Source organism: Vibrio sp. Vb0888 (assembly GCF_033338835.1).
Taxonomy (GTDB): Bacteria; Pseudomonadota; Gammaproteobacteria; order Enterobacterales; family Vibrionaceae; genus Vibrio; species Vibrio alginolyticus.
The window spans coordinates 217479-232352 of record NZ_JAWOTL010000003.1 but is presented as its reverse complement, the minus strand read 5'-3'; the positions used below and the strand labels follow the sequence as shown (position 1 = coordinate 232352).

16 protein-coding genes are annotated in these 14874 nt (G+C 43.1%); 6 read left to right on the top strand and 10 right to left on the bottom strand.

All coding sequences use genetic code 11. The features are described 5' to 3' along the window. Window positions 1-155: 155 nt before the first annotated feature. Together nagK and R7P72_RS07070 are read right to left on the bottom strand one after the other, a co-directional pair. A complete protein-coding gene (gene nagK / locus R7P72_RS07075) occupies window positions 156-1064 on the bottom strand; it encodes an N-acetylglucosamine kinase (protein WP_005377586.1) in 909 nt (302 codons plus the stop codon). A gap of 175 nt (window positions 1065-1239) precedes the next feature. Next, entirely contained in the window at window positions 1240-1989 is a 750-nt protein-coding gene (locus tag R7P72_RS07070) for a tRNA-uridine aminocarboxypropyltransferase (protein ID WP_005389532.1), read from the bottom strand. Window positions 1990-2129: 140 nt separating this feature from the next. Between R7P72_RS07070 and R7P72_RS07065 the strand changes: the two genes are divergently transcribed. Further along, entirely contained in the window at window positions 2130-2945 is an 816-nt protein-coding gene (locus tag R7P72_RS07065; RefSeq protein ID WP_031778965.1) for a sterol desaturase family protein, read from the top strand. Between the two features lie 103 nt (window positions 2946-3048). Here R7P72_RS07065 and R7P72_RS07060 read toward each other — a convergent pair whose 3' ends face one another. From R7P72_RS07060 to R7P72_RS07045, 4 genes are all read right to left on the bottom strand, one after another. Continuing rightward, window positions 3049-3267 (bottom strand): hypothetical protein, encoded by a 219-nt coding sequence (locus R7P72_RS07060; protein ID WP_005377610.1) that lies wholly within the window; start codon window positions 3265-3267, stop codon window positions 3049-3051. A gap of 48 nt (window positions 3268-3315) precedes the next feature. Continuing rightward, window positions 3316-3696: a hypothetical protein gene (locus R7P72_RS07055; protein WP_005377611.1), complete on the bottom strand. Its 381-nt coding sequence runs from the start codon at window positions 3694-3696 to the stop codon at window positions 3316-3318. A gap of 198 nt (window positions 3697-3894) precedes the next feature. Next, on the bottom strand, window positions 3895-4308 hold the full coding sequence (locus R7P72_RS07050; RefSeq protein WP_005377615.1) for an NUDIX hydrolase: 414 nt from the start codon (window positions 4306-4308) through the stop codon (window positions 3895-3897). Between the two features lie 280 nt (window positions 4309-4588). Continuing rightward, window positions 4589-6607 carry a methyl-accepting chemotaxis protein gene (locus R7P72_RS07045; RefSeq protein ID WP_005377618.1) on the bottom strand — a complete coding sequence of 673 codons (2019 nt, stop codon included), beginning with the start codon at window positions 6605-6607 and terminating at the stop codon, window positions 4589-4591. Window positions 6608-6741: 134 nt separating this feature from the next. Here R7P72_RS07045 and R7P72_RS07040 point away from each other — a divergent pair, with 134 nt between their 5' ends. Next, a complete protein-coding gene (locus R7P72_RS07040) occupies window positions 6742-7236 on the top strand; it encodes an NlpC/P60 family protein (RefSeq protein WP_005377619.1) in 495 nt (164 codons plus the stop codon). A 44-nt stretch (window positions 7237-7280) separates the two neighbouring features. Here R7P72_RS07040 and R7P72_RS07035 read toward each other — a convergent pair whose 3' ends face one another. From R7P72_RS07035 to R7P72_RS07025, 3 genes are all read right to left on the bottom strand, one after another. Then, entirely contained in the window at window positions 7281-7625 is a 345-nt protein-coding gene (locus tag R7P72_RS07035; protein WP_005377620.1) for a DUF3802 family protein, read from the bottom strand. 190 nt (window positions 7626-7815) lie between these two features. After that, entirely contained in the window at window positions 7816-8778 is a 963-nt protein-coding gene (locus tag R7P72_RS07030; RefSeq protein WP_005377621.1) for a GGDEF domain-containing protein, read from the bottom strand. Then, a complete protein-coding gene (locus R7P72_RS07025; protein WP_213907243.1) occupies window positions 8778-9752 on the bottom strand; it encodes a response regulator in 975 nt (324 codons plus the stop codon). The genes R7P72_RS07030 and R7P72_RS07025 overlap by 1 nt, the downstream gene beginning before the upstream one ends. Window positions 9753-9976: 224 nt before the next feature. On the opposite strand from R7P72_RS07025, the gene R7P72_RS07020 reads away from it, so the two are divergent. Both R7P72_RS07020 and R7P72_RS07015 read left to right on the top strand, forming a co-directional pair. After that, window positions 9977-10843: a fructosamine kinase family protein gene (locus R7P72_RS07020; protein ID WP_005377623.1), complete on the top strand. Its 867-nt coding sequence runs from the start codon at window positions 9977-9979 to the stop codon at window positions 10841-10843. A gap of 253 nt (window positions 10844-11096) precedes the next feature. Next, window positions 11097-11291, top strand: a complete 195-nt coding sequence (locus R7P72_RS07015) for a CPXCG motif-containing cysteine-rich protein (protein WP_005377624.1) — start codon at window positions 11097-11099, stop codon at window positions 11289-11291. 75 nt (window positions 11292-11366) lie between these two features. Here the strand turns inward: R7P72_RS07015 and R7P72_RS07010 are convergent, their stop codons facing one another. Continuing rightward, on the bottom strand, window positions 11367-11978 hold the full coding sequence (locus R7P72_RS07010) for a riboflavin synthase (RefSeq protein WP_005377625.1): 612 nt from the start codon (window positions 11976-11978) through the stop codon (window positions 11367-11369). Window positions 11979-12370: 392 nt separating this feature from the next. On the opposite strand from R7P72_RS07010, the gene R7P72_RS07005 reads away from it, so the two are divergent. Continuing rightward, complete coding sequence (locus R7P72_RS07005; protein WP_005377626.1) at window positions 12371-13741, top strand: MATE family efflux transporter; 1371 nt, start codon at window positions 12371-12373, stop codon at window positions 13739-13741. A gap of 134 nt (window positions 13742-13875) precedes the next feature. After that, entirely contained in the window at window positions 13876-14874 is a 999-nt protein-coding gene (locus R7P72_RS07000; RefSeq protein WP_031778966.1) for a DUF3080 domain-containing protein, read from the top strand.

The window sequence follows — 14874 nt, the reverse complement described above, 5'->3', positions numbered from 1 at the left end:
TGATCCATACCCGAGCATACCGAAATTACTTAGGTATATGAGTTACTTGGGTATACAAGTTACTTCGGTATATAAGTAAAAGCCCCGTTTAACCTTGAAAGTCTAAACGGGGCTTTAAATTTCTTCTTACTTTGTATCGAGTAAGGTTTAAGTCATTACTTGATGTTTAAGAACGCAGCGCCGCGTACACCACCTGAATCACCGTGTTTTGCTTTGATGATCTTAGGACACTTAGCCACAGACAATAAGTGTTTAGGGATGCGTTTTGGCATCTCTTCGTAAATCAATTCGAAGTTAGATAAGCCGCCACCAAGTACAACGGTGTGTGGGTCTGTTGCAGTAAACAGGTTTGCAAAGCAGATCGCTAGCAGCTCCATAAAGCGCTCGACGTGCTCTACTGCTTTCTCTTCACCCTCTGCGTGCGCTTTAATAATGTCGATCGCTTTCTTCTCTTCGCCGTAGTAATGCGCGTAAAGAAGCTCGAAACCACGACCAGATAGGTAACTATCTAAACAGCCTTTGTTGCCACAGCCACAGCCAAGTAATGGTGCGTTTTCGCCCAGGTGGAACCATGCGTCGATAGGAAGACGTGTGTGACCCACCTCACCCGCTACGTGGTTGCGGCCAGAGAATACTTTGCCTTCGTAGATAAAGCCGCCACCAAAACCAGTACCAAGGATCAAACCTAGTACAGATGGTTCATCTTGAAGATCTTCATCCCAGGCTTCAGAAAGCGCGAAACAGTTTGCATCGTTTTCAATTTTTACGCTGCGACCGATTTTAGCTTCTAGATCAGCACGAAGTGGTTTGCCTTTTGCCGCAGGAACGTTAACTGTTAGTACCGTTGCATCATCGGCGTCTTCCATACCTGGTAGGCCAAGACCAATCGTACCTTCGCAGCCAAACTCTGTATCGTATTTATTCACCAATTCCGCAATGGTATCAACCAGCAGCTCGTAGTTGTCTGTTGGTGTAGGTACACGTTCCGTCGCTACACGCTCAAGCTTCTCGTTAAATGCACCAAATTCAATTTTAGTGCCACCGACATCAAAGCCGTAATACATGTATTTCTCTCCTAAAAAATGCTTCAAACGACTCTCAAAAATGGCTAGAGTCAAAAGTATAAACTGATGGCATTATCCATATCTGTACGCCTGCAAACCGTGACCGAATGCAGATTTATCCCCTCACCGAAGCCAGTTGAACAACATACCATCAACAAAAGCTCATTCCTTAGAGTCAGCTCTCGGTTTTCATCCACTCTTTGAAACGTTTCAAGTGTGGCTGGTTAGGGTCGCTTTTGACTCGAGTCTTGCTCAGCATGTAAGTTTCTCTGAAGGCTTCAAACCACAATTGAAGGCATTCCGCAGCTTTAGGCTCACCAGCTTGTTTTAAAACTAATGTCGCGACTTCGGCGGTTGAAAGATGCTGATCATTCTCGGAGCGGCGCATGATGTATTCAGACAGAGATTCCGGCTCAATGGAAAGCACAGGCAAAGATTTAAGAAAATCAGAACGACGGAATATCTTTCGCGCCTCACGCCAGCTACCATCAATAAAGATCAGCAACCATTTTTTGTTCTCGACATCTTCTTTTACCAATCGCCCTGGCTCTAGATCTTCAATTAAACGAGAGGGATCATCCACATAGTCTGCAGGAAATACAATCACCGGTTGGTAACTGTCATCCTGTAGTAGCGCTAGCATCTCTTCAGACGGTTCTGTTCGGTTCCATTGATACACGTAAGTCTCTTGAATCGTATCAGCGATTAGACGACCGGTATTACTTGGCTTAAACACTTCGTTTTCAGAAACAATCAACATACATGCAATATTGGCCTTGATGTTTGGCTGAAGGTCGCACAAACAGTGTTGCTCAGAAACCTGGCAATATTGGCAACGAACCACTTTACATCCACGCGCGTTGAAAGGCTTGGTTGAGATAGATTGTCGGTACTGATATAAACGGTGGAAAGCGTGAATTCTCATGGTAAGTAATGCCAAGTAAAAAGTAGAGCGCGATTCTACTGATATTATGGTTTCGCCTCAAGATAAGCCCATCAGCAGTGTGTTGAAATAATTTCACTCTTATCTCGGTCATAGATAAAGAAATAAATAAGGGAATGACAGTGACAGAAACGACATTTCAAGAACCCTCATGGCTCAGATTAGGCTTTTTCCTTGGCGTATTATTGCTTTGTGCCATTTGGGAAAACAAATTGCCTAGAAAAACACTGACCGCTTCGCGCAGGTTTCGCTGGGTCAATAACTTGTCATTGGTCGCTTTTAACAGCCTAGTTATTGCTTTAATCATGCCTATCGCCGCCTTTCAAGCTGCGGTCATAGCTCAGGAGCAACAGTGGGGGCTGCTCAATATTCTGTCCCTCCCCGCTTGGTTAAATATTTTTCTAACCGTCATTTTGCTTGATTTCGTCATTTACGCTCAGCATGTTGTCTTTCATCATGTAAAGCCGCTGTGGAAGATTCACCGAATGCATCACGCCGATCTCGACATAGACGTCACTACAGGCGCACGCTTTCATCCCTTCGAAATAATCATTTCAATGGGAGTAAAAATTGCAGCCGTGCTTATCTTAGGTGTTTCACCTATCGGAATTGTGGTATTTGAAATTGTGCTTAATGCGAGCGCGATGTTTAATCACAGTAATGCAAAACTGGCTTTATCCATAGACCAAAAACTGCGAAACGTCATCGTTACACCAGACATGCATCGCGTGCACCATTCAGTGATAGTAAAAGAGACCCACTCAAACTTTGGTTTTTTCCTTTCAGTTTGGGACCGCTTTTTTGGGACATACCGAGCTCAGCCTAAGTTGGGTCATGATGATGTTGTTATTGGTGTGCCGGAAATTAGAGACGAAGAAGAGCAAAGATTAGATAAGCTTTTAACGCAGCCCTTTCGCTACAATAAAGAGAAGAAGTAATGGTTGAAAAAATATTGTTGGATGAAGTATGTCAACAAAACGAATAGACCAAGCCTAAACCCCTGTTAAACACTACTTCATCCTCATGATGTGTAAGAACAGATTAGTTTTCTGCTAGCTGACGCTTTTTGTTTAACTGAGTAATACCAACAAATAAACCAACAACACCAAGCACTGCACATGCCAAAGCATTGGTGTTCATTACTTGCTGTGCCTCTATTGAGCTGTATAGAAAAGCAAGGCTGAAGAAAGTGGTGACAAAGCTCAAACCTGTCAGTACGCTGAAACCAGCAAAACTGGCCAAGTCTTTAAAATCGTTCATAACGAGTCCCTGTTTACAATCCTTAATCGAGTGTTGTGAAAATAATAATTAACGAAATATTTGGCGCGATTGACTATGTTTTCGCGCATTCCATAACCAGATAGATACCCCAAATGAGAACCCTAAAAACAGTGTCTTCATTTGTAGGGCGACGTTGTTATCTAATATTTCTAATGTATAGTGAGCGTGGGAACTAAAGATAACATTGGTTATAAGAATCAATAACATAACGACTAGGCCAGAGCGGCGATGCTTGACCAATAGATACGCTGCTAATAAGTCCAATAGTCCCAAAGCGCTCCAATACATATTCAACCAGCGTGGCGCAAAATCGTAAGGTAAAAAGCCACCAACAATGTTGTCATAAAGATGAACCACTCCGCCAACTGTCATAAAAAGGCATAAGAGAAACACGACGAATTTATCCATTACCGTTTCCTTATCTGAATGAATGAGCAAAGCATATAGAAGTCACTTAAACATTTGTAATCCCATCGCCATTTTTGAGATCGACAGTGCCATTATCAACACGATGAGAACAGTAACGGCTGCTCTACCTTCTTTATTTAGCATAGTGTTTGCTTTGTCATTGTCCCAAATCCGCCAATGCAACGACAGAATCCTCCTTTAAATCACGCCTTGGTTTATCAACTCTCGTACCTTTTCCAGCCCGCGCTGAAACACAGTATGTGCATTCGCGGGAAGGCCGCTCTCGACATCGTGCCAGAAGAACGCGAAATCATGTCCACCATCGTCTTGCGTATGAAACAGCCATGAATTAGCAAGGTCAGTACACTCACACAAAACAAAATGCCATACTTGATTTTGAAAGCCACTGTCCCATGAGCATAAATATCGTGCGGAACGAACATGTGTGATACCAGACTCCTCAGCGAGCTCCCGCTTGGCCGCTATGATGTAACTTTCATCAAACACTTCAACAGTGCCCTTGACGAGCTGAACACCCGCCAACGGATGTTTAAAAAGTAGGATCTCTTGATTTTGATTACGTAGAACGACGGGGCAAACTTTATCGATCACAAAACCACTCCTTATGGTTCAAGCAAAAGGCTTTAGCTTTCTCTGGATATAAAGAAATCGCATGAAGCTGCATGATTCATTCCTTTGAATTCTGGCGACATTCTAGTCAACGAGTCCCTCGAACAAAGCATTAACATCACGTTGTGATAACTAAACCCTTTAGAAATGAACGAGATGAGATGTAACTCACTTTTGCGATGCAAATAGGAGCCATTAAATGAGTAGCCGTAACAAAAAAGCAGAACCGAGGTTCTGCTTTTAGTCGGTGGAAACATCTCATTTACTTGGTCTGATGAAGCTCATACTTGTGCAGCATTGCTTGCTGGTGCCCAGCAATTTCCGCCACTTGCTCAGAACTCTCAACCATAGACTCAAGCTGCAGCTTTGTGCGTTCGCCAAGGTCAGAAATATGTGTGATGGATTGAGATACATCTGCCGTCGCTCGTTCTTGTTCTTCTGTAGCAACTGAGATTTGCTCAACACGTTCTTGAATGTGCTTAACCGCGAGGTTGATATCAGAGAATGTCGATTTCACTTCATTGCTGGACTGTAGCGCGTGGGTCATTTCTTCTCTTGAATCATTAACTGCTTGGCGCGAGCGCTCTGCGGCAGTAATAAGCTCGCTCATCATTTCTCGGATGTTCGTAGTTTGTTGAGAGGTATCACTTGCAAGTTTGCGAACTTCATCAGCGACAACCGCAAATCCACGCCCTTGCTCACCAGCACGGGCAGCCTCTATTGCCGCGTTGAGAGCAAGTAAGTTGGTGTTGTCCGCGATCCCACTGATCATATCCACCATTTCACGAATCTGTTTAACACGCTGGTCTAGCTCTAACATTGACTGTTCATTTACATCCAAAGAGCTTTCTAATGACTCCAAACGTTCGCGGTTTTGTTCCACGACTTGAACCCCTTTTTCAGTGTGTTGGGTTGCAAGGAGCGAGTCCTGTGAAGATGCATTTGTCACCATTGCTATTTCACGAATAGAGGCTTCAAGCTGCGTTATGGTCGTGATCATACTCGACAACGCTTCATTTTGTGTTGCCAACCCATCACTTGTTTGTTCGGCTGCACTGTGACTTACTTCTGCCGTCTGATAAAGCGTTTCACAATTGCGCGTCACCGTTTGAATGGAGTCATGTGTGGAATCGATTACTTGATTCAACTTTCGTGCTACTTCTTTCAGCTCATAGGGGCCAACTTCTTCTGCCTTGTCACGAAAATCATGTTCGGTAAGTGCTGAAAGACGCGTTAGTACATTCCTTAACCCTCGGTTTGTCCATGACTTGAGACTAAACCAAGTAACCAGAATAATAAAAGAAATCACACACGCCGCAAACACGAGCACAACGCTCACCGATTCAATGGTCTCGTTGACCACCCGCTCCTTTTCATCGATCAACTGACCAGCGGTTTGGGAGATTTGATCAAGTAACCGCATGGTTTCATCCGCAAGCATCGAAGCCTGTTTAAACTCTGAACGTTGCAATTCCCCTTGTTCTAGTTTGGCGAGGATCAAACGCAGCACGCCCTTTTCACTAAAGCCTTGTTTCACCATCTCATATGGTGCGGTTAAGCTTGCATATTCACTTACTTCAGGATGGAAAGATTGGAAGTCTTCATAGGCGAGTTTAATACCTGCTATGCGATTTCGCATTTCTCGGTATTCTTTTTCGGCTTTGTTTAATTCTGAGTGCATCATCATGACTAAGAACGTACTTTCCATTGAGCTTGCAGAAGCAATGAAACGGTTAGCGGCATCGCTCGACTCAGGATTATCAGCACTAAGGAACGAACTGATTCGATTCATTTCCGGGCCGATAGAGCTAAGCCCATAGCGAAAACCACCAACAGCGGCATCAATATCCATTTGAATTTGTATCACCGAAGATTGCTTCAACAAAATGGACTGCGTGATGTTATGTAAACGCGCTAGTTTGGTGTCTAACTCCTCCGAGAGTTGCTGAGCTACACCAGACGCTTTCACAACCAAAGTTGTGCTTTGAGTTGCAAGAGAGTCGATTTGCTCTTTTATGAGAGGCAACTCTTTCGGCTCAGTAATCTGCATACCATGGTTGAGTAGCTTAACCATCTCCAATACATTCCTGGTTAACTTTGCGTTTGCCATCGCGATTGGTAATGCTTTTTGCGACAAGTCTTCAAATTGTTCCCCTACCTGTTCCATTCCTTTGAAACTTGAGACAGAAAGGGCTATAACAAGAGCAATGATAGTTAAAAATGTTGCACTGACAGCCTGAATCAGTGAAAGTGATGTGCGTGAGCGTTTTCGCTTTGCCATAATCAATTTTTATTCTTTCTTAAGGTTGAATCGGTTCTGCAGTGATTCCGTCACATTTGTGAGACAAAACCGTGATTTGCAGCCCATACTATGGATTGGTTATGACACTAATATTTCAGTTGTGAGTCATAGAGATGACAGGTGGTGATTTGCGTCGAGTATATTTTCCTTTGATAATCAGTGTGCTACTAAGCGCCTGCTCTTCTGGGCCTGAGCCTAGTGAGCAAGCTCAAGTGACAGCACCTACAAATCAGCTATTGTCGGACAACCCCGACTTGTTCGAGTTTTACACAGAGTGGCACGGCACGCCTTATCGCTTAGGCGGGACACAGAAATCTGGAATTGATTGCTCAGCATTTGTACAAAAAGCGTTTATTGAGGCTTATCAGCTCTCGTTACCAAGGACAACGAGGCAGCAATCAACGCAAGGTGTGGAGTTAAGTTGGACGGATGCCAAGCAAGGGGATCTAGTGTTTTTTAAAACAAGACGTACAACTTATCATGTCGGAATTTACTTGGGTAACAAGCAGTTCATGCATGCATCGACGTCTAGAGGTGTGATTATTTCAAGAATCGACAACCCATACTGGGCATCTAAGTTTTGGCAAATAAGAAGAGTTACAATGTAACTCTTCTTACTCTTAACCGGACATTGCTGTAAGTTAAAACAATATCAGTCGTAAGTCGCAACAGCATTATCGAACAGATTTTTGACCAGAGCGATGTATTCATCAAGGAACGTGATCTGTTCATTGGTCGCTTTTTTATGCCATACCCCAGCCAATATCTCACCAAGATCTTCAACAACTGCATCAGCCTCTTTCAACAATTTGAAACGTACGCTCGAGTGAAGTTCTGGATTTTGCTCAAAAATCGCCATGATGTTTGAAGCCACCATATCGGTGACAACATCTTCGATGCTTTCGGATCCAGTGTCGCCAATTTCGGTCGTAAAAATATCTAGATTTAGAGACAGGTGCTCGATAAGAGCGAGATATCCATCGGTTTCTAAAACCACTGTTTTTCTCCGTTTATTGCAAGCCTTCGAAGCTGAAAGCAGAATAGTTTCAATAGTAAGACATGCCGAGAAAATTTCATTAACTTATTTCATATTAACAAACATTCACGAACCAACTGGATGATTTTCAAACAATTGAGCTTTGCTTCACTGAATTCGGATACAGGGTTTCTTCAAACCTTTTTATATTTCAGCCATTTTCATGCAAACAGGTTTGGTTACGACCATTTTCTTTTGCACGATACAGCGCAGCATCGGCACTCTTTAACCATTGAGTGTGAGTTTCAAAATAAGGCTTATACTCGCAAACACCAATACTTATCGTGTAATTAATCAAAAAATCTTCCACTTTCACGATCTCTTGCTCAATTCTTTTGCGCAAACGCTCTGCGAAATAGCAAGCTTGCTCCTGGTTTGTGTGAGGAAGTAGTACGGTAAACTCTTCACCACCAAAACGACCGCAGATGTCACTGCTTCTTGCTGTTTTTCTCAACAAGGCAGAGGTTCGACGAATGACTTCGTCCCCTGTCGGGTGACCATAAGTATCATTCACCTTCTTAAAGTGGTCGATATCGAATATTACTAATGAGCATGGTCCGTCGATAACTTTTAAGTGAGCAAATTCATCTTTCAATGATTGCTCCCAATAAGCGCGATTAAATAAACCTGTTAAACCATCTTTGCGACTGATTTCCGACAAATGTTGATTTGTTTCTTTCAAATGAATGCGATTTCTCGCAGTTTCAGAAACATCATTGACTTGAATCGCTATGTGGCTGACCTCTCCTGAGAGCCCAATTAACGGCGTGATCACGATATCTTGATACATAAAATCACTGCTGTTTGAAACCGGAGAAAAATTGTTGAACTTAAAAAGATACGGTCGGTTTTCCCAGCTAGAAAAAGAACGAGTTTCCAGATCGGCGGCAGCTTTTATCTTGGTTTCTAGCCAAGTTCTTGGCAGCTCTTCAAAATGCTCAAATAAACATTCACCAAGAATTTCTTGTGATAGAATGCCACTGTATGACTGCATAAAACTGTTCCACACACACACTTTATACTCTTGATCCAAAACAATAAGCCCTGAATCCATCGTATCGAGAATTTGTGTGACCCAATGAAAGTCTGCTATGTCCAGCGTGATATCGGACATTAGATTAGCTCCATGATTTCATAGATTATTTCTACGGATGGCTTATCAATTAAAAACAGTACCTCGCACTCGAAATCGAGCGCTTCTGCCATGTAGGTGTATTCGATAGTAAAGAGCTCACCCAACTCGCCTTGCTCTTCACAATAAGGTGTTAAGGTATCCACAATGCCTGGCTGACGAAGTGAGAACTGCTTGTCGAGTTGATCGCCTAACGACGTGAGAAATGACGAAACCAGTAGGTTAGAGATATTCAAGATGATTTCATTATGAGGCGTAAACTCAAGGAGGTAACCTAATTTTTCCCCAATCTGATTGATATCCCTACCACGTAAGCACACCAGTGCCTCTCCGTGAATACCACCACCGACAAACCTCTGCGCTACCGCAACGGAACTGTCACGCCCAACCACATCAACCAGTGTCATATGAAGCTCGCCGTAGGACAAAGGTCCAACATGAGGAACAGGAAGTTGGATGAACTCATGTAAATGGTCGGCCATAATCGCAGCCCCTTTACCAAGGGCAATGTTCGCAATTTCACGGAATTTGGCTAGTAAGGAAAGCTCTTCGCAACCCTGGTTTTTAGAATCAACCGCATGACTAGGTTTGAACGCATAATGCAGCCCTAATTGTTCGTATAGTGGGAGCACCTGCTCTTCTGTCAGAGGCTTAGCGATAAAAGCTTGAGCACCAAGATCGAGACAGCGCTGTTTTGCCTCTTGTTGAACATCTCCAGAAATAATGACGATTTTGGTCGGGTACTGACTAACAGGTAATGATTCGAGGACCTCAAAACCATCCATTATGGGCATCGTTAAATCGAGAAACAAAATATCGATATTTTGCTCAGCAAGAATATTAAGCGCCTCATAACCATCTTGCGCTTCAATAAGATGCAATGATGTATCTTGTACGATAGAACGCGCAATAAGCTTTCTTGCAACAGCTGAGTCATCACATATCAGTATTTTCATGCCACCAATGGAACTAACGTCAAAAAAATCATAATACCTGTTGTAAACGTTCATCTCCATATGCTAAGCCAACAAATCAGAGGCTTATAAGCGATTTGATTCACATTTATACAAATTGACTACACTAAGAGGAAGGTTTCTTTACTAAGTATGCTCAACATAGCGCCAACTCCCTGCTATTTATCCTAAACTATTGGTGGTCAAATAGATTCGCGAGGTTTTGTATGTGGCAAGCAATATCGCAACAGCTTTCTGATACTTTATTGTTCGATTACCAGATCACGGAAAAAGTAAGACTGTCTGGTGGGGATATCAGTGAAAGCTACATGATCAATGATGGCGAGCAACGTTATTTTGTGAAAATTAACGATCGCGAGTTTTTGTCTAAATTTGAGGTAGAAGCTGAAAGCCTGCATCTTTTGCGTGAAACATCCACCCTATTTGTACCTGAGGTGGTATTGGTTGGTAAAACCAAAAATGCCTCATTCCTAATTCTTAACTACCTTCCAACGAAACCATTAGAAGATGGTCCCAACAGCTTTAAATTTGGGCAACAATTAGCTCACCTACACCAGTGGGGCGAGCAAAAAGAGTTTGGTTTTGATACCGACAACTATCTCGGTTCGACTCTACAGCCCAACAAATGGCACAAGAAATGGTGTGTATTCTTTGCTGAGCAACGTATAGGATGGCAATTACAGCTCCTTAAAGAAAAAGGCGTCACCTTGGTTGATATCGATGACTTTATCGATGTCGTAAAACAGCGGCTAGCAAACCATGCTCCGGAACCTTCTTTGTTGCATGGCGATTTATGGAATGGAAATGCGGCACTCACTGCATTCGGTCCTATCTGTTACGATCCTGCGTGCTATTGGGGGGACAGGGAGTGTGATATTGCGATGACGGAGCTTTTTGGTGGATTTCAACCAGAATTTTATCAAGGCTACGAATCGGTTATGCCACTTTCTTCAAGCTATGAAGAGCGTAAAGATATCTATAACCTTTACCATGTTCTCAACCATTGTAATTTGTTTGGCGGCCATTACTTGGAACAGGCTCAACTGGTTATTAATAAAATCATTTCTTATTAATTTGGAAGCCACTGCATATTTCAATATGTAAAATCTCGAGGCACATCACTACAGAAGATCACCCTAAGCTCAAGGTTGAGTTTGGGGTCAAGTTTTGTACTTATTTCGACTCAATTAGCAACAACTCGACCTAATATCAAAGGAGACTTAACTTTGGATTGTGCCTATTTTCCTTGTAGGCAAAGTAAGTAAAGGGCTGTACTTCCTTGATGAATAGTGTGTTTAAAAGCCCTGCGAGATTAGGAGTTGTTGTATGAAAAATTATACCGAAAGGTATGTAAAGTGCCCGCATTGCGGACACTCTATCGGCATTACATTGGATGCAAGTAATGGTGACCAAGAGTTTTATGATGATTGCCCAGCTTGTTGCCACGCTATCCACCTAAATATGCGAGTGGATGAGTTACAAGATAAGGTCGAACTAATTATCGATGACAATTACGAATAACAGCTCGAGCATGTGAACATCAGAAATATAAAAACGCTTAAATGAAAAAGGAGCATTATGCTCCTTTTTCTCATTCTAAAGCTGTTTTGCTGCAAGAACGCGCTCAACAGTATCAACAATTGCTTGAGTCTGAGGATCAAACTCAATATTAACACGCTCCCCTACTTGTCTCACTCCGAAAAGCGTTCGCTGCAAGGTTTCTGGAATTAGGTGTACCGAAAAACGACACGCTTCAACTTCACCAATAGTTAGCGAGCAGCCATCTAAACCAATGTAACCTTTCGCTAATACATATTTCATTGATTCTTGCGGCAGTTGAAACCAAATCGTGCGGTTATTGGGCGTATCGATGATATCGACAATATCTGCCGTCAAACTAATATGACCAGACATGCTATGCCCGCCTATTTCGTCACCAAACTTAGCCGCGCGCTCAATGTTTACGCTATCCCCTTCCACCAGCCGACCTAAATTAGTAAGAGCCAATGTCGCTTGCATTAAATCAAAACTGATAAGGTTGCCTTCGATCTTAGTCACAGTTAGACAACATCCGTTGTGTGCAACGGATGCACCAATTTCTAACCCTTTACAAAGTTCATCGCTTAACTCGACAACGTGCGTTTGAAAGCGTTCTTTTTTATCAATTTTAACGACCTTCGCCGTACCCTGAACTATTCCTGTAAACATTTCTTTTTACCTATTGATTTAATACCAACTGTAGTCGAAGACTAAGCTCTAAACACTGCGCTACAGGTCGGAAATAAAGACCGCAGACGATAAAGCCATGGCTTAATGAACACTGGTTTGTTCTCATGCATGCTTCAACATTACCATGATTCGCTGCTGTTCTCAGTAAAAGCGTATCCTTAGCGTGGAGAGCGTCCAGTCAGTGTTATCGACTATTCGCTACCTAGCTATGGAATATAAACATACAATTGTTTATCATTTGCGCGGAGTTTCTCCGAGGCATTTTTTCACCTTATCGTGACTAAAATCAACCATCAGATCCGTTCACCACATCTTTTGCCCTCGAGTACTCTCATTCTTTCAACTTATTGTTCCGCTCTGGAGTATTTTTCGTGCATCGCTATAAAGAAGAAGCATCAAGTCTTATCAAATTGGCGACCCCGGTATTGATCGCATCTGTCGCTCAAACTGGTATGGGGTTTGTTGATACCGTAATGGCTGGAGGCGTTAGCGCCACCGACATGGCTGCGGTTTCTGTCGCTTCAAGTATTTGGCTACCATCCATTTTGTTTGGGGTGGGTTTATTAATGGCATTGGTCCCTGTTGTCGCACAGTTAAATGGCTCTGGTCGTCGAGTGAAAATCCCGTTTGAAATTCAGCAAGGCGTCGTTTTGGCATTGCTGATCAGTGTGCCGATAATTGCAGTCCTGCTTCAAACCCAGTTTATTCTCGGGCTGATGGATGTTGAAGCACTGATGGCTGAAAAAACGGTGGGATACATTCATGCCGTTATATTAGCAGTACCCGCTTTTTTACTTTTCCAAACGCTTAGAAGCTTTACGGATGGTATGTCATTGACGAAACCGGCAATGGTTATTGGCTTTATCGGTTTGCTGCTCAACATTCCTCTAAACTGGATTTTCGTGTACGGCAAGTTTGGTGCACCTGAATTAGGCGGTGTTGGCTGTGGTGTAGCAACCACGATTGTTTACTGGGTCATGTTTGCCATGCTATTGCTGTATGTGATGACATCAGAGCGATTGAAAAGCATCAACCTATTTGGAGAATGGCATCGCCCACAATGGAAAGCGCAAGTTCGTCTATTCAAGCTCGGCTTTCCTGTTGCAGCAGCGCTGTTTTTTGAAGTGACACTGTTTGCTGTTGTTGCACTGCTCGTTTCACCACTGGGTCCTATCATTGTGGCAGCGCATCAAGTCGCGATTAACTTCTCCTCGTTGGTATTTATGCTACCAATGAGTATTGGTGCAGCAGTAAGCATTCGTGTCGGCCATCGACTTGGTGAAGAAAACGTAGATGGCGCGCGCGTAGCGTCACGAGTCGGCATTATGGTTGGTCTAGCTTTGTCCGTTCTCACAGCGATTTTAACCGTCTTGTCTCGCGAGTGGATCGCCGAGCTTTATACTAGCAACCCAGAGGTCATCACTCTGGCGATGCACCTGCTCGTGTTTGCCGCTGTTTATCAATGTACGGATGCGGTTCAAGTGATCGCAGCTGGTGCATTACGCGGCTATAAAGACATGCGAGCCATCTTCAACCGTACTTTTATTGCTTATTGGATTCTTGGCTTGCCAATTGGTTACGTCCTTGGCCGTACAGACTGGATTGTTGAGCCAATGGGAGCACAAGGCTTCTGGCTTGGTTTTATCATCGGCCTATCTTCTGCGGCCTTTATGTTAGGCGTCAGAATGCGTTGGATGCATCGCCAAGAGCCAGAAGTGCAATTGAACTTTTCAGTTCAATAAAAAGTAAAAAAAGCCAGCATCCGCTGGCTTTTTTGATCGAATAATCACACGGTTGAGTATACTTATAACAAGATTACGAAGCGGTTGATTTTGCTCTCTAGACAACGGATACGAAGTTATAAAAAAGGATATTTGTGCGGTCTATTTTATTGTTCTTAATCTTGATTCTTAATGGTTGTGATAACTGGTTCAATCCAGAGAACGCCATGTTTGATAAGTATCATCAACGTGTAGCCAATGTATTGGACGTTCCTGCTATTCCAATAACATTACAGTCTACGGTAACGATTCCTGCGAAACGCGTTTTGTTCGAGCCATTGCCAAGGCTATCTATTGGCCTGCTAGAGAGCTATCAATTACGACAGTGCGGACTCTTCAATTTACTTGCTGAGAAAAACTCGCAACTTGGAAAGGTGCAGGATGCCTTTCATGATTTTGATTATCAAACTACCCTTTTAAGAGTCATGCATCGATGTTTATCCGAATTTCCACTTAGCGATGAAGAACGCGCGACATTGACAGAGCTTTACTCAACCAAGTGGCAACATTTAGACATTCATCTCGACAACTTACTACTCGTAAGTGACGCCATGCAAAAGCAACTAACTGCCTCTGATTGGCTATCTCAAAATACGACGAATGATATTGCACGCATTAACGATGTCTATCGTATTTTCAGCGAAATGTATGATTTACCCCACCGCGCGGTCTCACGTCTACCCGATGTGGAAGTTACGCAATATCAAGAAGAGTTAGAGAAATCTCGTTTACTCGGACGACTTTACTATTCAATGGTAAACACATCCCTTTGGTTAAAAGCGACAACTCAACTACTTGAGCAGAACCAGAGCAATGTATTGTGCGGGCCGAACAGAGACACCACTCAGTTCCGCTACTTAAGAAATGTCTTTCAATCCATTTACGTTGAAGAAGTGCAACCTTATTTGGCTTATTTAGACAGTACCTATCAACAACTTAATGATGGTGCCACTTTGGTGGAGAACCGTATGCAACTCCATGGTCACCAGTATGGCATCATTGAGGCACATAGGACATTTAGGCAAGAAACCCTAAACCACGTTCAGTTTTGGCAGGGTCTCTTCAAACGATGTGGCGTAACCGTTGGCAACTAG